The sequence below is a fragment of the Proteus vulgaris genome (assembly GCF_033708015.1).
Lineage (GTDB): Bacteria > Pseudomonadota > Gammaproteobacteria > Enterobacterales > Enterobacteriaceae > Proteus.
Window position 1 is genome coordinate 3,835,295 of record NZ_CP137920.1, and the last position, 19,318, is coordinate 3,854,612.

The following is a 19,318-nucleotide window of genomic DNA, read 5'->3' on the forward strand; positions in this document are numbered from 1 at the left end:
TGATTTAGATAAACACAAAGACACCTATTTTTAGTAGGTGTCTTTTCCTTTTACTTCTTAAATAATGACAAATTAATTAAATACATTGATTGCACTCACTAAGTAGTTAGTTTGTACTTTCATTTCACCTGAAATCATTGAGGCCTTAGAAACATAATTCGCATTTTCATGCGTAATCGATTCCAATTTTTCAACAGCGCGACCAAGCTCTTTTAAACCCGCACTCTGTTCTGATGATGCAAGACTGATTTCACCAATTAAATCGGTCACGTTTTTAACATGCACCACAATATCTTCCATTGTTCCAACGGTTTCATTGACTTGCTTTGAACCGACTTTGATATTACTACTTGAAGCACTGATCAAGGCTTTAATCTCTTTCGCCGCTTCTGCGCTGCGCTGCGCTAATTCTCTTACTTCAGTGGCAACCACTGAGAAGCCTCGACCTTGTTCGCCTGCTCTGGCAGCCTCTACGGATGCATTAAGTGCAAGGATATTAGTTTGGAAAGCAATACTATCAATAACACCAATGATACTACTAATGCGATCAGAGCTTTTCGCAATATCATTCATCGTATTAACGATATTATCCATTGCACTACCTCCTTTTATCGCTGCTTCACACGTGATATTCGAAAGATTGTTTGCCTGCCCTGCCGTTTCACTATTACTGCTGACTGCTGTCGTTAACTCATTCATCGTTGAAGCAGTTGCTTCAACATTGCTAGCAGTTTGCTCTGTTCTCACATACAGATCGCGATTACCTGCGGCTAATTGATCACAAGAAATATCCACTTGATGAATTTGATGACTTACATCACTGACTAACCAACGGAACATACGTCCTAATTGATTAACTGAACGCTGTGTCATACCTATTTCATCAATACGATTTATATATGTAACGTTATGCTCATCGCCAGTTGCAACACGATTTGCTTGCTCATTAAGTAGTCTGATTGGCTTAACAATCTGAAAATAGAGAATACGTTCATTTGCCATCAGTAATACCAACAAAATCGCGATATGCATAAAAAGGGCATAACCCGATAAACCCACAAGCCATGCACTTAACAACATAAAAGGTAAAGGTAAAAGGATAAAAAGACGGAGTCGTTTTTTTAATGAAATAGTTTGATTCCATGATCGCCAACGCTGCCATCCTTTATAAACAAAAGCACCTTTTAAAAACGTGTGTGAAGGATACTTACCTTGATTAAATGCGGTATAAAGTACTGAAGCTTGTGCGACTTCCTCTTTTTTTGCGGCGGTCCTCACCGACATAAAACTTTGAATTTTTCCCTGACGTATAATAGGGGTGATATTCGCTCTGACCCAATAGTGATCCCCATTTTTACGCCGATTCTTCACAATCCCAGTCCAAACTTCTCCTTGCTTTAACGTTCTCCACATATCCTTAAAGACTTCTGAAGGTATATCTGGATGTCGGACAATATTATGGGGTTGCCCCACAAGCTCTTCCAATGAAAACCCACTGGCTTCGACAAAATCCTCGTTGGCATAAATAATATTGCCATTAAGATCTGTCGTCGACATCAGTGTTGCGTTTTCAGATACCGGGAATTCTCGCTGTGTCACCGGTTGATTGTTACGCATTAGTTACTCTCCTCGACATTGAAATTAAATCATCTCAATAAAAAAAAGACTGCCTAAATAACTATCGTTTCGGCTGTTAGGAGAATAACTTTAATAATAAGTGAAAATACTTACTTTTAAATATTAGTTTTTTGAATCAGTTCAAAATTTTTAATTGTCCAGGCTATTAATTAATGCCTGTGAACTTAACACTAATGTCTTCGCACACTCATCACGTTTCTGTAATAACGCCATAAAAATAAGGTCAGTGATCGTGTTTTGTGCTGTACGTGAAGAAATTGAAGCACTTCGCCACTCCCCCTCATCCGCAATTGTTTCTAATATATAATCAGACATTCTTCCTAATGGAGAGTGTTTTTCTCCTGTAATAGCAATGATTTTTGCTCCCTGTTTTTTAGCCACAGAGGCTGCAACTAACATATCTTTTCTTTTGCCACTATAAGAAATAACTATCTGTAAATCCTTTGGACTTAACATTTGAGCAACAGATATTTGTATATGATGATCTGTTTCAATCAACGTTGTTATCCCTATTTTCTGTAATTTATAACTTAAGTCTCTCGCAACTAATCCTGAACCCCCAATCCCAATAATCTGAACTCGCTGAGCTTCATCAATAAGCTGGATCACTTTTTCAAAATGAAGATAATTAATTTGGCGAGTCGTATCGACAATTGAATTATTTTTCTCTTGTGCGAGTTTTTGCGCGATAACCACTAAACTATCTTCAGAGCCTATTTGATTGTGTAATATGCTAGGATTTATACCTGAATTTGCATTCTTTCGCCCAAGCTCTTCACTAATTGCGAGCTTCAAAGAAGGAAAGCCTTTAAATCCTATTTTTTGACTAAATTTAACAATGGCAGATTGACTCACACCCATAATTTCAGCAAGTTGCTGTGACGATAAAGTGATTGTTTTTTCTGGATTATCTAAAATATAGTCTGCTATTTTTCGCTGATTTGTAGCCATACCTGGCTTTATCCAGGCAATTTTCGTTAATGTTGGCATAATGACAATATCCACTTCGAGTATTATATAGTTATATATGGAATAATTCTTGATACAGCGTTTAATATCTCAAGTAATTAATTTTTTAGAATAAAATCAATTAAAAATAGAAAATAAACAATAATAAAGTATAGAAAAAATCACCTTATTATTGGAATGCTTATTTTTATAATAGTTTTATAATTATCGTTTCAATCAGACCTAGATTCATCAATTCCTACTTTTATAATAATTAATTTATTTCCCGCTCTATTTTAAATAATAATTTATTCTTTTAAGTCAATAGCGTGATATAGACCTAATCTATTTGCACTCAATAATTTTTTATTTTCAAATACTTCCATTAAGTTAACAACAAGTTAAAACATAAATGTAATAAAATTTGCTTTAATAGAAACCCATAAAAAGAATAAATAATTCCTATATAAAATAGTTATTTTTCAATTTTAGTGATGTAAATAATGAGAAATAAAAACCAAATAGTTAAATAATAGGCTCTCTATATAATGACTCAAAATTAATCATCATTTTTATAAAGCGTATTTTAACATGAATGGCAGCACCAGTGAGCGATCGTAGATCTCTCTTTTTATAGAGAAATACTCTTTTTTTGACACATATCAAGGGAGATCATTTTAACCAATCTTAAAAAAGCATCATTTAAATCAAAAAAGTTTAATTACCTCTTGATTTATACCTATTTTCTGAATTTACTCTATCCAAATCAAAGGGACACAGAGTGCCGTTAATAATCCCATTGCGATATTGAACATAAACCAAGAGCGTCTGTTTTGTAAAAATAGGCTAATTAATGTCCCACCTAATATCCAAACAATACCAGCAACGAAATTAACAATGACCATGACAATACTAATAGCAATCACAGAGCTATAATAAGCATCACCTGATAAACTGAAGCTTCCTACTGCGCCTAATCCCATCATCCACGCCTTTGGATTTAGAAATTGCAATAATCCGCCCTGAACCCCACTTACAGCATGGCGTGTTTTTGCTGGAATATCTAAACGCTGATAAGATGATGTTGCTGTTTTCCAAGCAAGCCAAAGCAAATACGCACTCCCAACTATCTTCAATCCGATATGCAGTGCAGGATAAATTATCAATAATGCGGCAACACCAAATGCAGAGCTCAATAAAACGCATTGCATGCCTAGCATAATACCGGCCATTAACTTTAACGAGCCTTTAAAGCCTACATTTGCCCCTGATGAAGTAAGCAGTAAGTTGTTTGGCCCTGGTGTTATTGCGGCAATAAACAGGAAAACAGTTAACGAAAAAATAAGGCTAATTGTCATGGGACATGCTCAAAGATGTGACAGACGTTTTATTTTCACCGAAAATAGCAGTATGTTATTTAGCAAACAAGTGTTAATTCATTTTGATAGACGGAAAATATGTCTCAATACTTTAATCCAATGCGTTGGGCTAAAAATCCACATTTACAAACGCTTTTACCAAGAATTGTACGTAGGACGCCACAACTGACTCCATATTGGCAACGTCTTAATCTTCCAGACAACGATTTTGTCGATTTAGCGTGGAGTGAAGATCCGACAACCGCACTCAATAAACCCCGTTTAGTCATCTTTCATGGCTTAGAGGGGGGATTTAGTAGCCCTTATGCTCACGGTATGTTAGCCGCAGCAAAAGAGAGAGGCTGGCTAAGCGTTGTGATGCACTTCAGAGGATGTAGTGGTGAACCCAATAGACAAAATCGTATTTATCACTCAGGTGAAACGGGAGATGCTCGCTACTTCTTAAATTGGTTGAAAAAGGAATTTGGTGAGCAACCAACCGCCGCTGTTGGCTATTCGCTTGGTGGAAATATGCTTGCCTATTATCTCGCAGAAAGTGGTGAAAATGCAGTTGTAGATGCAGCCGTTATTGTCTCCGCACCATTAATGCTAGAGCCATGCTCAGCAAAAATTGAACATGGTTTTTCTCGTTTTTATCAATGGTATCTGTTAAAAGAACTCAAAAATAACGCAACACGAAAACTTATACGCTATCCCGATTCCTTACCTATCAGCTTATTGACGATAAAATCCATCAAAAAACTACGCCAGTTTGACGATCTTATTACATCTAAAATTCACGGATTTAAAGATGCGTTAGATTATTATCGCCAATGCAGTGCATTACCTTTATTAAATAAAATAAAGAAAACTACACTTATCATTCATGCTAAAGATGATCCATTTATGTCTGCGGATGTTATTCCTGATGTTAAAACACTCCCAAACAACATTGAATATCAACTTACAGAGTTTGGCGGCCATGTAGGGTTTGTTGGTGGGAAACTCTCTAAACCCGTGATGTGGCTAGAAAGTCGTATCCCTGATTGGTTAGCAACTTATTTGGAGAAAGCAAAATGATAATACCTTGGAACGAGCTTTCAACAGAAACACTAGACAATCTTATTGAAAGTTTCGTTTTACGAGAAGGTACTGATTATGGTATCCAAGAGAAAACGCTTGAACAAAAAGTCGCCGACGTAAAAAAACAACTTAAATCTGGTGAGGCCGTGTTAGTTTGGTCTGAACTTCATGAGAGCGTCAATATTATGCCTGCATCGCAGTTTCGCTCTGGTTAGTTATTCAAAGCCAGCGATGTATCGCCATCAATAAGGGCCAACCTTATTTAGCAAAAGGATAACCTATGTCAATCAAGCATCCGATCATCGCAGTAACGGGCTCAAGTGGTGCCGGAACGACCACAACAAGCCAAGCTTTTCGTAAAATATTCCAACAACTCAATGCAAATGCTGCATTGATTGATGGAGATAGCTTCCATCGCTATACTCGCCCTGAAATGGATATGGCGATAAGAAAAGCGAGAGAACAAGGTAGACATATCAGCTATTTTGGCCCTGAAGCAAATGATTTTAACTTACTGAGTAAGACCTTAAGTCAATATAGTGATACAGGACAAGGTCAATCTCGCAAGTATTTACACTCTTATGATGAAGCAACACCCTACAACCAATTACCAGGAACATTTACACCTTGGGAGCCATTAGCCAATAATACGGATGTTCTTTTTTATGAAGGATTACACGGCGGCGTTGTTACCAACGAACATAATGTAGCTCAACATGTTGATCTATTAGTCGGTGTTGTTCCTATCGTAAACCTAGAGTGGATACAAAAGCTTATACGAGACACCACAGAAAGAGGACACTCACAAGAGGCGGTAAGAGATTCGGTTGTACGCTCAATGGATGATTATATTAGTTACATTATTCCTCAATTCTCACGCACACACATTAACTTCCAACGAGTTCCAACGGTCGACACTTCAAATCCTTTTTCAGCCAAAGCAATCCCGACTCTTGATGAAAGCTTTATCGTTATTCGTTTTCGAGGCTTAACCGATATAGATTTTCCCTATTTACTTGCAATGTTGCATGGCTCATTTATGTCAACAATAAACACTATTGTTGTACCGGGCGGGAAATTAGGATTAGCGATGGAATTAATTATGGCACCATTAGTCAAAAAATTATTAAATGGTGAAAAGATAAGTTAACCAAAATAGAATTTATCTCTCTAAAAATAATATCCCATTTATTAAGGGATATTATTTTTTAAATTAAACTTTATTTTAAAATATCAAAATTAGTCAGCATTCTTTATTTCAAATGAATGTGTAATATTAGCTGCTTTTCCTAGCATTAAAGAAACAGAACAATATTTTTCTGCGGATAATTGAACTGCTCGTTCTACAATTTTATCCGTTAATTCTTTACCTGAAACAATAAAATGCAAATTGATATCAGTAAATAAACGAGGGGCTTCTTCACGTCGCTCTGATGTTAATTTTACTTCACAATCAGTCACTTGATGACGACCCTTACGTAAAATACTGACAACATCAATAGCACTACATCCACCTGCAGCCATTAATACCATTTCCATTGGACTTGGAGCTTTATCACCCGAATTTCCATCCATCATAATTTGATGGCCAGATGAAGATTCGCCGACAAAAGATAAATCTTCAACCCACTTAACTCGTGCTTCCATTTATTTTCCCCTAAAAGATGACATAGACTAAAAGAGTACATTCTCATAATTCAACTAGCAATTAGCAAATAGGTTTATTATGCTGACTGCGTAAAACGAGACTTAATGCACTAATTGTGTTAAAAACAATATCTGCTTGATGATAGTGGTTAAGATCAATGCATTATTTTCTCATTTATTATAATCTACTCCATATTAACTTACCGTCTTCTCAGGAAGTTAATAGGTAAAGCTAGGATTTTTAAGCATGCTGTCTCAAAAAGGAACCTATCCGTTTTGAAAGGCTGCATTTAACGTACAGAGGATAACGCGAATGGTTCTCGGCAAGCCGCAAACAGACCCGACTCTTGAATGGTTTTTGTCACACTGCCATATTCACAAATATCCATCCAAGAGCACGCTGATCCACCAAGGTGAGAAAGCGGAAACACTTTATTATATTGTTAAAGGTTCCGTGGCTGTTCTTATTAAAGATGAAGAAGGAAAAGAAATGATCCTCTCCTACCTAAATCAGGGGGATTTCATCGGTGAACTTGGATTATTTGAAGAAGATCAAGAACGTAGTGCATGGGTTAGAGCAAAAACAGCCTGTGAAGTAGCAGAAATTTCCTATAAAAAATTCCGCCAATTAATTCAGGTTAACCCTGATATTCTGATGCGCCTGTCTGCTCAAATGGCGAATAGATTACAAACGACATCAGAAAAAGTAGGCAACCTTGCTTTCCTTGATGTAACAGGTCGTATTGCACAAACTTTATTAAACTTAGCAAAACAGCCTGACGCAATGACACATCCTGATGGCATGCAAATTAAAATTACACGTCAGGAGATTGGTCAAATCGTTGGTTGTTCACGCGAAACAGTAGGCCGTATTCTGAAAATGTTGGAAGATCAAAACTTGATCTCCGCACACGGTAAAACTATCGTCGTTTACGGGACTCGCTAAGTATCCCCACTCGAATAAATAATAGCCATAAAAGTGCTATTGGTATACTTGTTGTATAAACCCCATCCTCGTTGATGGGGTTTTTAGTCAATACTACCCTCTTACAAATTCCGCAATAGCCGCTTTTAATGCCACCATTCCTTCTTGTAGCTCTTCTTGGGTAATAATTAACGATGGCGTAAAACGCATCACATCGGCTCCTGCGTTTAACATCATTAAACCATGTTTGGTAGCAAGAGCCAGTAACTCTTTGGCTTTACCTTTATATTGTGGTGCCAATTGCGCACCAATCAATAAACCTTGCCCACGGATTTGCGAAAAGACATTGTACGTTTGATTAATGTCCATCAGTTCATCTACAATCCATTGATAGCGCTTTTCTACCCCCGCAAGTACCTCAGGTGTATTAATCAAATCAAATGCAGCATTGCCCACAGCACAAGCTAATGGATTTCCCCCATAAGTTGTACCATGAGTCCCTACGCCCATAGCAGAAGCTATCTCATGTGTCGTTAACATCGCGCTTAGTGGAAAACCACTTCCTAGCGCTTTTGCAGTTGTAATAATATCGGGTGTCACATCATAGTTCATATAGGCGAAAAGCTTGCCTGTACGCCCCATACCTGTTTGTACTTCATCAAGAACAAGCAGGGCTTGATGCTTATCGCACAACTCACGTAGCCCTTCCATAAACTCAGGTGTTGCTGCCGTTACCCCCCCCTCACCTTGAATTGGCTCTAAAATGACAGCGCAAGTGTGATCGTCTATTACCGCTTTAACCGCATCCAAGTCATTAAAAGGAACATGCACGATATCTGCTGGCTTAGGACCAAAACCATCTGCATATTTAGGTTGCCCACCCACAGAGACTGTAAACAGCGTTCTGCCATGGAATGCATGGTGAAAAGCAATAATTTTCGTTTTATAAGGACTATGGCGAGTAATGGCATAATGGCGAGCCAATTTAAATGCTGCCTCGTTCGCTTCTGCGCCTGAATTGGCAAAAAAGACACGTTCTGCAAATGTATTATCGATTAATTTTTGTGCTAAACGTAATGCAGGTTCATTAGTAAAAATATTACTAACATGCCAAAGTTGTTCACTTTGTTCTTTTAAGGCTTGATTAAGAGCAGGATGAGCATGACCCAATGCTAAAACAGCAATACCACCAGCAAAATCAATATATGATTTTCCCTGCTGATCCCAAACACGGCTCCCCATCCCTTTGACAGGAATAAATTCTGCGGGTGAATAAATTGGCAACATTACCTGATCGTAAGTTGCCCTGTTGATGCTTTGCTTTGTCATGATCCCACCTGATCGTTATTCACATTCAATATGAAAATATAATCACTAAATATGAATAAAAAATCAAATGTGGTTTTGTATAAAAAAGCGTTATTTCGCTATTTAAATGCTATCCATTTAATATTTAAGGAAATTATTTAATAGCTCATGTCCCTGTTCACTTAAAATACTTTCTGGATGGAACTGAACCCCTTCAATTGGCAATGTACGATGACGAATTCCCATAATTTCATCAACATTTCCATCATGTTGACTCCATGCCGTCACTTCAAAAGGGACTGGTAATGTTGTCGCATCAATCACTAAGGAGTGGTAACGCGTCACACTTAAGGGTCGATTAAGTCCCTTAAAAACACCTTGTTGATTATGATGTATTAATGAATTTTTACCATGCATGACTTCTCGTGCTCTGATAACCGATGCACCAAAAGCTTGCCCTATCGCTTGATGTCCAAGACAAACGCCAAGAATAGGAATTTCACCAGCAAACCGCTGTATAGCCTCAAGAGAGATCCCTGCTTCATTAGGAGTACAAGGTCCTGGCGAGATAACAAGATGTGCTGGCATCATCTTTTCTATCTCTTTAAGTCCGATCTCATCATTACGCTTAACAACAACCTCAGCACCCAATTCACAGAAATACTGATAGAGGTTGTAGGTAAACGAGTCGTAATTATCAATAAGTAACAGCATATTAGCCTATCCGACTGATTTTCTTATCATTATCTATTTTATTACTATTTTAAAGCGAGTGTAGATTTGCCAAAATAGCTCGTTGTTTAACCGACTTGGGTACAACAAAGCCGATTATCATAGCACAGGTGTAAAATATGAATAGTAAGCAAGAAAGCCTGCTGATTTATTGAGCAATAACAAAAATGACGGTAATTGATGGTGAATAGAGTGATTAATAGCGCAGTACATACTTATTACAGGGGATCACACGAAAAAAGAAGGATAAAAAATATTTTTTCGTGCTAAAAACCCCGGAATGAAAACATTCATTCCGGTTTATATGCATTTTATCTTATTAGAATAAGTAAATATCCTATCCTAATAATACGTTTATTGTTTTACGACTTCCGCAGATAAAATAGTGACCGTTTTTACTGGTACATTTTGGTAAGGTCCAATATTACGAGTTGGAGCTTGTGAAATTTTATCGACTACATCCATTCCTTTCACAACTTTACCAAATACGGCATAGCCAAAATCACGTTGACCGTGATCTAAAAATGCATTGTCAGCCACATTAATAAAGAATTGGCTGGTTGCGCTGTCTTTATCTGATGTACGCGCCATGGCAATAGAACCTTTTACATTACGTAATCCATTGTCGGCTTCATTTTTAATTGGCGCTCTGGTTTGTTTTTGCTGTAAATCAGCAGTAAAACCACCGCCTTGAACCATAAAACCGGGAATAACACGATGAAAAGTGGTGCCGTTATAGTACCCATCTTCGACATACTGAATAAAATTTTTCGTTGTGATTGGTGCTTTTTTATTATCCAGTGAGATTTCAATATTGCCTTCAGAGGTGACTAATTTAACGAAGGTTTCTCCCGTTGCCATTGCAAAAGTCGCTGTTGTTAAAGTGCAAGCGGTAACGAAGGTGACAAGAAAACGTTTTAACATGCAGGGATCCTTTACTTTAATAGTCTACAACTTACTTAATATGCAGCGATTCTAATTCGCTGAGGTAAATAGTGCCAATCATTTACCTTTATTTACGCTCAATAAGTCTAATTACGTTATAACAGGGTAAATTTTAATTTTTAAGCACTGTTATAAGTCATTAAATTGCGCCAAAATAGAGCAAATAGTATTTTAGATATTCATTTTCATGCAAAATTGAAATGAGTATGCATGAAAAGCCGCATTATTTCAGAGAGGTTTATACCATAATGACCCAATTTAATTACCAAAAAGCACATTTCATCATCAGTGCGCCTGATATCCGTCATTTACCACCAGATACAGGAATTGAAATTGCCTTTGCGGGTCGCTCTAATGCCGGTAAATCCAGTGCTTTAAATGCGTTAACCCAACAAAATGGACTAGCCAGAACCAGTAAAACCCCAGGTCGCACACAATTAATCAACCTTTTTCAAATTGAAGAGGGCTTACGCTTAGTCGATCTACCAGGTTACGGCTATGCTCAAGTTCCTGAAGAAATGAAGCGTAAATGGCAACGCTCTTTAGGTGAATACCTACAAAAAAGAGAATGCTTAAAAGGCGTGGTTATTTTAATGGATATTCGCCATCCATTAAAAGATCTCGATATGCAAATGATTGATTGGGCCGTAGACTCAGAGCTTCCTACGCTCGTTTTACTGACTAAAGCAGATAAATTAGCATCAGGTGCGCGTAAAAAGCAGTTAATTAGCGTACGTGAAGCGCTAGCAAATAAAGTAGGTGATATTCGCGTAGAATATTTTTCATCATTGAAAAAAATTGGCATTGATAAACTACGTAATACACTTAATGAATGGTTTTCAGGTTCAGAAGAGCAGCCTACAAATGATGATAACGCTTAATTATCTTCTTTTCTCTCAAAGATAATGTTTTGATCTTCTATTGACAAAGGGAAAGTCACTTTTCCCTTTCACTTCTCACATAAACCACTTCAATGAATTTTAGGTAAAAAAATGCTCCAGTCGAAATAAAGTCGACTGGAGCAGCTAATATTCAGCTAAATCCGATTACGTGAAGTAAAAGGTCTGAAAGATAGAACATCTTACCTCTGTACCCTACGAGAGATAATGTACCCTATTTTATTGGCTAATAAAAGCCCTTTTGTAATTTTTTTTCACATGCAGACACGATTCAGCTATGTGATTATGTATTCAAAGCATAAATAAGTGTAGTTTAATTACATAATTATGAGACTTTAATCACCTACATGAATGTGATTAAAAATAGAACAGATCACACAAAAGGTGCGGTTTATCATTAATGATTTTGTGATACGCTTATTGCGAGACCGTAGTAAATATGTAATTAGCGATAAAATGAGGTATCCATGGCTGTATTAACGCTCTTGCGTTTTCCTGATGAGCGTCTGCGCAGAGTCGCAGTACCAGTGGAAAAAGTAGATGACGAAATACGCACATTAATCGATGACATGATTGAAACCATGTATGCAGAACGAGGTATTGGCTTAGCAGCCCCTCAGGTTAATGTATCTAAACGCATTATTGTAATTGATGTTTCTGAAAACCGAGATCAACCGATTGCACTTATCAATCCTGAAATTATCAGCACTGAAGATGAAATGATGGATATGATGGATGGGTGTCTATCTATTCCCGATTCTTTTGCTCCAACAGAGCGTTACCGTTTTTTAAAGGTTAAGGCATTAGATAGAAATGGGGATGAAATTGAACTTGAAGCCTCGGATTTATTCGCAGGCTGCATTCAGCATGAGTTGGACCATCTTAATGGCAAACTCTTTATTGACCATTTATCTCCGTTAAAACGTCAACGTATTGAGAAAAAACAAAAGAAATTGAGCAAATTGATAAACTCACAAGTTGCTTAATTATTCACTTATCTCTTTTTCATATTTTGTTGATGAATTTTGACATAAAAAAGCTCGGTTATTAACCGAGCTTTTCTTTTTCTTGCCCTAATAAAAATAAATTTTCACGGTTTTTCTCTCCATCCCCTATACAATAGATTTAAAATATCAACAGCACATTCATTGAGGCAAAAATGGAAAATAGTCGATTTAAGGATTTATGTGAACAACTCAAAGCAGCCGGTGCAACAGACCCCAAATCATGGGTAAAGAGTGAGTTACAGGAAAATATTCCGCAAGTCGCTCGATTCCTCGTGTTAAAAGGACTTACCGATATCTATCATGATGTTGACGAAAATATCGGTGAAATGGATATTTACTCTGATGAGGTAACTGACGTATATCAAAAGCTTGCTTCCCAATTTGATAATCAAGAACTTAAGAGACTACTGCATTTCTATGGGAAATCCGTTATTGGCAAGGTGATTGATATGCTTGATCAAGGCTATCTTTATGATGTTAACGCTAAAGTAGGTTGGTCTTTAATGGAATTAAATGAACAAGGTGAAACAACAGATAGATTAATCCAAGGATTGCATGAAGACTTTCTTGAGTTTGATGAGTCAGAGCTTGTTCCCAACACAAAAGCATAAACAATAAAGGGCACAACTGATTGCGCCCTTTATTTGATAGCTGAGATTTAATATTTAATGGGCTTCATCCCAGTTATTACCCACTCCGACTTCCACTTTCAACGGGATCGCTAATTTCATACTGCTTTCCATCAATTTGTGGATCATGATATTTGCATTCTCTAAATAAGACTCTCGCACTTCAAATACTAATTCATCGTGTACTTGCATAATCATATGCACATCTGCTGGACATTCATTGCAAATCCAATTATCCACAGCAATCATTGCTTTTTTGATGATATCTGCCGCTGTACCTTGCATTGGAGCATTAATCGCCTCACGCTCTGAAGCTTTACGACGAATTGCATTCTTTGAATTAATTTCTGGTAAATAGAGGCGACGCCCTTCTAACGTTTCAACATAGCCTTGTTCAGAAGCTTGTTTACGAGTGCGCTCCATATAGTCCAATACACCTGGGTAGCGTTCAAAATAGAGATCCATATAACGCTGAGCTTCTCTTCTCTCCACACCAATCTGCTGTGATAAACCAAATGCGCTCATACCATAAATAAGACCAAAGTTGATCGCTTTCGCACTACGACGTTGTTCAGAGGTAACTTCGTCTAAAGGTATACCAAACACTTCAGATGCAGTAGCTCGGTGAATATCTTTACCTTGAGCAAAGGCATCTAACAAACCTTTATCTTGTGATAAATGTGCCATGATCCGCAATTCAATTTGTGAATAGTCGGCTGCAACAATTTTAAAGCCTTCACGGGCAATAAATGCTTGGCGAATTCGACGTCCTTCTTCATTTCTTACTGGGATATTTTGAAGATTCGGATCGCGAGAAGATAAACGCCCCGTTGCCGTCACTGCTTGATGATATGAAGTATGTACACGCTTCGTTTTACTATTCACCATCAATGGCAATTTATCCGTATAGGTCGATTTTAATTTCGCAAGACCACGATGCTCTAAAATTAAACGAGGTAATTCATGGCTATGCGCTAATTCTTCCAATACTTCTTCATTCGTTGAGGGCGCCCCTTTCGGGGTTTTCTTGATAACGGGCAATTGCAATTTATCAAATAAGATTTCTTGTAACTGTTTAGGTGAAGAGAGGTTAAATTCTTGTCCTGCTAACGCAAACGTCTCTTTTTCAATTTCTGCTAAACGTTGTGTAATCTCTTGAGATTGAACAGCTAACACTTGAGCATCAATTAATACACCTTTGCGTTCCATTCTCGACAACACAGGAACTAATGGCATTTCAATATCGCGGTAAACATGGTTAAGAGGCTCAATGGCTTCTATTTGAGGATATAGCGCTTGATGGAGTAATAAAGTGATATCAGCATCTTCAGCAGCATATAACGTCGCTTGCTCAACCTCAATTTGGTTAAAGGTCAGCTGACCTTTACCTTTACCAGCAATCTCTTCAAATGTTGTGGTTTTATGATTTAAATGTTTTTCCGCTAAGGTATCCATATCATGGCGGCTACTCACACTATTTAAGACATAAGACTCCAGCATAGTATCAAAATAAATACCGTTTAATTCGATACCTTCATTTTCCATAATGCCACGATCAAACTTCAAGTTTTGCCCAATTTTTAGAATGTTTTTATCTTCTAAAATAGGTTTTAATGCCGCTAGCACTTCATTAACAGGAAGTTGCTCTGGCGCATCTAAATACTCATGACGCAATGGAATATAAGCCGCCTTACCCGGTTCAATAGCAAATGACAGCCCCACTAAACGAGCATCAATATTATTTAAACTGTCAGTTTCTGTATCAAATGCAAATGCAGGCGCTTTCTTAAGAAGTTCAACCCATCGCGTTAAGCTTTCATGCGTTAAGACAGCTTCATAATTCTCTTGTGTAATAACAGGAAAATTAGCTGATGCAGGTACTTCTTTGGGAGTAATGGCTTCAGAGGAGTAAGGTACAGCAACTTTGTGTGTACTCCGTTGAGCTAACCATCCACCATTTTGAAGATCACTGATCCAACGTTTAAACTCATAACGCGTAAACATCGCTAGTAATTGATCTAGATTTGGCTCATTAACCACTAAATCATCAAACGTTTTATCGAGTTCAACATCTGTTTTAATCGTTGCCAGCTTATAAGAAAGTTTTGCCACTTTCTCATGTTCTGCCATTTTGGCGCCCAGTGTTTTAGCACCACGGAAACTCAATGTGGCGATATTATCAAGCTGTTGATAGATATCATCTAAACTACCAAGTCCTTGTAAAAGGCCTAATGCCGTTTTCTCACCGACACCGGGAACACCAGGAATGTTATCAGAAGAATCGCCCATTAATGCGAGGAAATCAATAATCAGTTCAGGAGGAACACCATATTTTTCTTTAACTTCATCAGGACCTAAAATAACGTTGGTCATGGTGTTAATCAGCGTAATCTTTGGCGTCACTAATTGCGCCATATCTTTATCGCCAGTACTGATTAAAACATCATGCCCATCAGCCGCTGCTTTTAGTGCCAATGTTCCAATAACGTCATCTGCTTCTACACCTGAAATAGATAACAATGGTAAACCCATTGCTTGCACCATCTCATGCAAGGGTGCTATTTGTTCACGTAAATCATCCGGCATTGGAGGACGATTAGATTTATATTCCTCATACAACTCATCACGGAATGTTTTACCTTTAGCGTCAAACACAACCGCAACATGGCTTGGTTTATACTGTATTATTAGGCTACGTAGCATGTTCAACACGCCGTACATCGCACCCGTTGGCTCACCTTGGCTATTGGTTAGCGGTGGAAATGCATGATAGGCGCGATAAAGATATGAAGAGCCATCTACAAGGATAAAGGGGTTTTCTGCTATCTGGACCATAATCTGTTCATCATTGTTCTGAGGTTCGTTGATATCACTAGAATGCCACATCACAGCCCAATAGACGAATATTACCTGTTCTTAAATGCAGAAATTCGGCTTAAGTGCCCAATTATTTATTATTGATCGAACTTAACAGAAAGAATAAGTATGGATGATAATTTAATATTAATTAAAGTGATTTTTTATCAAAAGCCATATCCATTAATCTGATTTCAATTATAAAAAGAGTAAAGCGTAAACGTACTGTGTAATTTAGAAAGTATTTAAGATAAAGCCATTCTCTCATCATTAATATTAATGTTAGTGTCATCTTTTTCATTAAAGATTTATTTTTTAGTCAATATCAAAACAACCTGTGGATAACTCTGTGAGTAGTTTTGTAAACCTCTCTATATTAATAAGTTAGCTTTCTTTTCAATTTATTAACATAATTAAAAAATCAATCACTTAGCGTATTCATCAAGATATTATCAATTAATTGTCGTATTTTTTATTAATGTGGATAGTTATATTATGACAAAATAAGAGAGTAAAAAAATAGCACTCTTATTTCTTGAGTGCTATTTTTCATATAAGAATCTATATACTTTTACTTAGTCTATATAGGAAAAGTTTAAGTCTCTCTTATTTTTTCAGCAATAATTGATTCACAATATCCGAATATGTTTTTGCATATTCCTCTGGTGATTTTGCACTGATACCATCATTTTTCATTTTATATTTGCCACCAACTATCATGGCTGGAACACCATTGATTTGGAAATCAACGACAGCATTCTGTTGTTGGCTAACTAAAGAATTCACGACAAAGCTATTCATTGCTGCATCATAATCTTCGCCTTTAACGCCTGCGTTAATAAAAGCATTACGAATATCGTCAACAGAACGAATAGATTGAGTTTCTTGAATACCTTTAAATAAAACGGGAGCAACTTGATCTTCAACGCCTAAAGCCATAGCCACAGCCCAAGAACGTGTCAGATCTTTACCTAAAGGTCCTAAGAAATCAACGTGATAACGGACAACATTGGTGTTTTCTGGCGCATTCTTTTCAACAGTGCTATTGACTTTATATACTTCAGAAAATTGATAACAATGTGGGCAATAAAAAGAGAAAAACTCAACAACATCAGGCGATGCTGTAATAGGTTTGGAAAGATTCGTGTACTGTTTTCCTTCAGAAATATCAGCAGCAGAAACACTGAATGCTAACACCATACTTGCTAACGCCAGCCAAATTTTTTTCATTTCTCATCGTCTCCTAAGAATTAATACATTGGGCTAAGTTGTGAAGGAGGCTCATTTAATTGCTCCACTTGCCCCTTGAATAAGGCTAATTGTTTAAACCAAAAATCTTGATCTTGAAACCAAATAAAGGCACGAGGAAAAGCAGGATCATTCCAGCGTTTTAATACCCACGCGAGATAATGCACCATTCTCATTGCTCTTAGTGGCTCAATTAATGACAACTCACGTAAATCAAAATCTTGATATTCATTATAAGACTCAAGGATTGTATCCATTTGTATAACTTGCTCTTGCCGCGAGCCGTTTAATAACATCCAAAAGTCTTGTACCGCAGGTCCCATTCGGGAATCATCAAAATCAACCATCACCACGTCATCACGCCACAATATATTACCAGGATGGCAATCACCATGTAGCCGTAACATTTGCCATGCAGAGTCCTCTATTCTAGGACGCACATCATGAATAAGTTTATCTATAACCTCTATAAACTGAGGTTTGAGGTTATTAGGAATTAATGCACTACTTTCAAATGCTAATTTTGGCGCTCTCAGATATTCTGCAATAGAAAGGGTTGGACGATACTCATAACTCTTCTTTCTACCTATTTGATGAATGCGCCCTAATGTGCGTCCAACTTCTTCTAGATGAAATAAATTATCCGTTTCATATGCTCTTCCCCCTATGCTGGGAAATATTGCAAAATAAAACCCATCATCAGAAAAGTGGACTGTCTCACTATTAATCATTAAAGGAGCCGCAACGGATACCTCGGCTTCCTTTAATGCTAAAACAAATTCATGTTCTTCTTTTATTTGTTCATACGACCAGCGTTGAGGACGATAAAATTTCACCACATAACGTTGTCGATGTTCATCTACAAATTGAAAAACACGATTTTCATAGCTGTTTAGCTCTATTAACCCTGACTCAGGATAAAAACCGATTTTAACTAACGCGTCCCAAATGTTATCAGGTGAAAGTCCCTGAAAATTAAATGAGGCAGACATTTCCATTTTCTATCCTGAATTTAATCTTTAATTACACCACGAGCACGTAAAATAGCGGTTTTAAAATCTTCTTCGTAATCTTTTTTCAGTCCTGGTATCACATCTGTCGGCGCTGAGCCGCGCATTTTTAGATGGTAAATCAAAATATCATCAGTCAGATCAGATAATTGACCTTTAAAACCCGCTTCATCAGCCAGTTTCTGCAATAATTGAATTAAGTTTAAATCAGAATTTTCTTCCCAAACTGGGTGCAATAATTCCATAACTTCATTAAGACGGTGACATTTCATACAAAAAATCCTTATTATTAATGACAACAACAAAGTACCAATTATTATCCGATAGAAAAAGGAAACCTCTGTCAATATGCGTAAAGATTACGCTTTTTTGATAAAAATTGCTGTTGCTTTACATGAAATCTCATTAAGTCGATATTTTTTATTAGTATATCGTCTTTCCTTGATAAAAATCGTTCGGAAATTTTAGCCAATTTATTCACAAATATTGAATATGAAAATGAAGAATATTACAGGTGGTATACTTGCAGGTGGCCAAGCGACACGAATGGGAGGGGCAGATAAAGGGCTTCAAATTTTACATGGACAGCCTTTATACCGCCATATTGCCCAAAAATTAGCACCTCAAGTTGATAGTATACTGATTAGTGCTAACCGAAATTTAGAACAATATCGCCAAAGCCAATATCCGGTTATTACAGATGAAATAGAAGGATTTTCTGGGCCTTTAGCTGGCATGCTCACGTTATTAAAGCAAGCCTCAACACCTTGGGTTGTTTTTGTACCTTGCGATGTTCCCTATTTTCCTCTTAATTTAGTTGAAAAACTCTATGAGCAAAAAGGTGAAGCGTTAGCCGTTTATGTTGATGATGGTGAAAGAGAACATCCTACCTTAGCACTGCTAAATCGTCGTATTATTCCTATGCTAGAAGCATATTTAGCGCAAGGTGATCGAAAATTAATGCTGTTTATGAAACAGATAAATGCGCACCCTGTTTTATTCGCCGATCAAGCGAGTGCTTTTATTAATTTGAATACGCCTGACGACATTGAAAAAGCCAACAAATTAAAAAAATAGGAATAAAA

Annotated in this window: 19 protein-coding genes; 8 read left to right on the plus strand and 11 right to left on the minus strand. The window is 37.1% G+C overall.

Features of this window, described 5'->3' with window-relative positions:
• Positions 1-72: 72 nt before the first annotated feature.
• From SB028_RS18015 to SB028_RS18025, 3 genes are all read right to left on the minus strand, one after another.
• Positions 73-1,617, minus strand: a complete 1,545-nt coding sequence (locus SB028_RS18015) for a methyl-accepting chemotaxis protein (RefSeq protein ID WP_069369607.1) — start codon at positions 1,615-1,617, stop codon at positions 73-75.
• Between the two features lie 150 nt (positions 1,618-1,767).
• A complete protein-coding gene (locus SB028_RS18020) occupies positions 1,768-2,628 on the minus strand; it encodes an SIS domain-containing protein (protein ID WP_069369606.1) in 861 nt (286 codons plus the stop codon).
• 710 nt (positions 2,629-3,338) lie between these two features.
• Positions 3,339-3,944, minus strand: a complete 606-nt coding sequence (locus tag SB028_RS18025) for a LysE family translocator (RefSeq protein WP_069369605.1) — start codon at positions 3,942-3,944, stop codon at positions 3,339-3,341.
• Between the two features lie 99 nt (positions 3,945-4,043).
• Here SB028_RS18025 and SB028_RS18030 point away from each other — a divergent pair, with 99 nt between their 5' ends.
• The 3 genes from SB028_RS18030 to SB028_RS18040 all read left to right on the plus strand — a co-directional run bounded on the left by SB028_RS18030 (position 4,044) and on the right by SB028_RS18040 (position 6,177).
• Complete coding sequence (locus SB028_RS18030; RefSeq protein ID WP_069369604.1) at positions 4,044-5,024, plus strand: hydrolase; 981 nt, start codon at positions 4,044-4,046, stop codon at positions 5,022-5,024.
• Positions 5,021-5,242 carry a YheU family protein gene (locus SB028_RS18035; RefSeq protein ID WP_023583288.1) on the plus strand — a complete coding sequence of 74 codons (222 nt, stop codon included), beginning with the start codon at positions 5,021-5,023 and terminating at the stop codon, positions 5,240-5,242. The genes SB028_RS18030 and SB028_RS18035 overlap by 4 nt, the downstream gene beginning before the upstream one ends.
• Before the next feature lie 65 nt (positions 5,243-5,307).
• The gene (locus SB028_RS18040) at positions 5,308-6,177 is read left to right on the plus strand and encodes a phosphoribulokinase (protein WP_069369603.1); all 870 of its coding nucleotides are present in this window, start codon (positions 5,308-5,310) and stop codon (positions 6,175-6,177) included.
• 89 nt (positions 6,178-6,266) lie between these two features.
• On the opposite strand, the gene SB028_RS18045 is transcribed toward SB028_RS18040, so the two are convergent.
• Positions 6,267-6,674, minus strand: a complete 408-nt coding sequence (locus SB028_RS18045; protein WP_069369602.1) for an OsmC family protein — start codon at positions 6,672-6,674, stop codon at positions 6,267-6,269.
• A 313-nt stretch (positions 6,675-6,987) separates the two neighbouring features.
• Here SB028_RS18045 and crp point away from each other — a divergent pair, with 313 nt between their 5' ends.
• The gene (crp, locus tag SB028_RS18050; protein ID WP_004246872.1) at positions 6,988-7,620 is read left to right on the plus strand and encodes a cAMP-activated global transcriptional regulator CRP; all 633 of its coding nucleotides are present in this window, start codon (positions 6,988-6,990) and stop codon (positions 7,618-7,620) included.
• Positions 7,621-7,713: 93 nt separating this feature from the next.
• Here crp and argD read toward each other — a convergent pair whose 3' ends face one another.
• The 3 genes from argD to ppiA all read right to left on the minus strand — a co-directional run bounded on the left by argD (position 7,714) and on the right by ppiA (position 10,563).
• Entirely contained in the window at positions 7,714-8,928 is a 1,215-nt protein-coding gene (gene argD / locus SB028_RS18055) for a bifunctional acetylornithine/succinyldiaminopimelate transaminase (protein WP_069369601.1), read from the minus strand.
• Positions 8,929-9,045: 117 nt separating this feature from the next.
• Entirely contained in the window at positions 9,046-9,621 is a 576-nt protein-coding gene (locus SB028_RS18060) for an aminodeoxychorismate synthase component II (RefSeq protein ID WP_069369600.1), read from the minus strand.
• Between the two features lie 372 nt (positions 9,622-9,993).
• Entirely contained in the window at positions 9,994-10,563 is a 570-nt protein-coding gene (ppiA, locus tag SB028_RS18065) for a peptidylprolyl isomerase A (RefSeq protein ID WP_069369599.1), read from the minus strand.
• Positions 10,564-10,832: 269 nt separating this feature from the next.
• On the opposite strand from ppiA, the gene yihA reads away from it, so the two are divergent.
• From yihA to SB028_RS18080, 3 genes are all read left to right on the plus strand, one after another.
• Positions 10,833-11,465: a ribosome biogenesis GTP-binding protein YihA/YsxC gene (gene yihA / locus SB028_RS18070; protein ID WP_069369598.1), complete on the plus strand. Its 633-nt coding sequence runs from the start codon at positions 10,833-10,835 to the stop codon at positions 11,463-11,465.
• Between the two features lie 485 nt (positions 11,466-11,950).
• Positions 11,951-12,469, plus strand: coding sequence for a peptide deformylase (gene def, locus SB028_RS18075; RefSeq protein WP_069369597.1), 519 nt, complete (start codon positions 11,951-11,953; stop codon positions 12,467-12,469).
• 173 nt (positions 12,470-12,642) lie between these two features.
• Positions 12,643-13,101, plus strand: coding sequence for a hypothetical protein (locus tag SB028_RS18080; protein WP_069369596.1), 459 nt, complete (start codon positions 12,643-12,645; stop codon positions 13,099-13,101).
• 54 nt (positions 13,102-13,155) lie between these two features.
• Here SB028_RS18080 and polA read toward each other — a convergent pair whose 3' ends face one another.
• From polA to SB028_RS18100, 4 genes are all read right to left on the minus strand, one after another.
• Entirely contained in the window at positions 13,156-15,954 is a 2,799-nt protein-coding gene (gene polA, locus SB028_RS18085; protein WP_069369626.1) for a DNA polymerase I, read from the minus strand.
• A gap of 627 nt (positions 15,955-16,581) precedes the next feature.
• Positions 16,582-17,205, minus strand: a complete 624-nt coding sequence (dsbA, locus tag SB028_RS18090; RefSeq protein ID WP_069369595.1) for a thiol:disulfide interchange protein DsbA — start codon at positions 17,203-17,205, stop codon at positions 16,582-16,584.
• Positions 17,206-17,225: 20 nt separating this feature from the next.
• On the minus strand, positions 17,226-18,221 hold the full coding sequence (locus SB028_RS18095) for a serine/threonine protein kinase (RefSeq protein WP_069369594.1): 996 nt from the start codon (positions 18,219-18,221) through the stop codon (positions 17,226-17,228).
• Positions 18,222-18,235: 14 nt separating this feature from the next.
• Entirely contained in the window at positions 18,236-18,505 is a 270-nt protein-coding gene (locus SB028_RS18100; RefSeq protein WP_023583277.1) for a YihD family protein, read from the minus strand.
• A gap of 220 nt (positions 18,506-18,725) precedes the next feature.
• Between SB028_RS18100 and mobA the strand changes: the two genes are divergently transcribed.
• A complete protein-coding gene (gene mobA / locus SB028_RS18105) occupies positions 18,726-19,310 on the plus strand; it encodes a molybdenum cofactor guanylyltransferase MobA (RefSeq protein ID WP_069369593.1) in 585 nt (194 codons plus the stop codon).
• Positions 19,311-19,318: the final 8 nt, after the last annotated feature.

Excerpts from the sequence above, each read along its gene's own strand:
- SB028_RS18015 (WP_069369607.1), bottom strand. The coding sequence starts at position 1,617 with ATGCGTAACAATCAACCGGTGACACAGCGAGAATTCCCGGTATCTGAA.
- SB028_RS18020 (WP_069369606.1), bottom strand. The coding sequence starts at position 2,628 with ATGCCAACATTAACGAAAATTGCCTGGATAAAGCCAGGTATGGCTACA.
- SB028_RS18025 (WP_069369605.1), bottom strand. The coding sequence starts at position 3,944 with ATGACAATTAGCCTTATTTTTTCGTTAACTGTTTTCCTGTTTATTGCC.
- SB028_RS18030 (WP_069369604.1), top strand. The coding sequence starts at position 4,044 with ATGTCTCAATACTTTAATCCAATGCGTTGGGCTAAAAATCCACATTTA.
- SB028_RS18035 (WP_023583288.1), top strand. The coding sequence starts at position 5,021 with ATGATAATACCTTGGAACGAGCTTTCAACAGAAACACTAGACAATCTT.
- SB028_RS18040 (WP_069369603.1), top strand. The coding sequence starts at position 5,308 with ATGTCAATCAAGCATCCGATCATCGCAGTAACGGGCTCAAGTGGTGCC.
- SB028_RS18045 (WP_069369602.1), bottom strand. The coding sequence starts at position 6,674 with ATGGAAGCACGAGTTAAGTGGGTTGAAGATTTATCTTTTGTCGGCGAA.
- crp (WP_004246872.1), top strand. The coding sequence starts at position 6,988 with ATGGTTCTCGGCAAGCCGCAAACAGACCCGACTCTTGAATGGTTTTTG.
- argD (WP_069369601.1), bottom strand. The coding sequence starts at position 8,928 with ATGACAAAGCAAAGCATCAACAGGGCAACTTACGATCAGGTAATGTTG.
- SB028_RS18060 (WP_069369600.1), bottom strand. The coding sequence starts at position 9,621 with ATGCTGTTACTTATTGATAATTACGACTCGTTTACCTACAACCTCTAT.
- ppiA (WP_069369599.1), bottom strand. The coding sequence starts at position 10,563 with ATGTTAAAACGTTTTCTTGTCACCTTCGTTACCGCTTGCACTTTAACA.
- yihA (WP_069369598.1), top strand. The coding sequence starts at position 10,833 with ATGACCCAATTTAATTACCAAAAAGCACATTTCATCATCAGTGCGCCT.
- def (WP_069369597.1), top strand. The coding sequence starts at position 11,951 with ATGGCTGTATTAACGCTCTTGCGTTTTCCTGATGAGCGTCTGCGCAGA.
- SB028_RS18080 (WP_069369596.1), top strand. The coding sequence starts at position 12,643 with ATGGAAAATAGTCGATTTAAGGATTTATGTGAACAACTCAAAGCAGCC.
- polA (WP_069369626.1), bottom strand. The coding sequence starts at position 15,954 with ATGGTCCAGATAGCAGAAAACCCCTTTATCCTTGTAGATGGCTCTTCA.
- dsbA (WP_069369595.1), bottom strand. The coding sequence starts at position 17,205 with ATGAAAAAAATTTGGCTGGCGTTAGCAAGTATGGTGTTAGCATTCAGT.
- SB028_RS18095 (WP_069369594.1), bottom strand. The coding sequence starts at position 18,221 with ATGGAAATGTCTGCCTCATTTAATTTTCAGGGACTTTCACCTGATAAC.
- SB028_RS18100 (WP_023583277.1), bottom strand. The coding sequence starts at position 18,505 with ATGAAATGTCACCGTCTTAATGAAGTTATGGAATTATTGCACCCAGTT.
- mobA (WP_069369593.1), top strand. The coding sequence starts at position 18,726 with ATGAAAATGAAGAATATTACAGGTGGTATACTTGCAGGTGGCCAAGCG.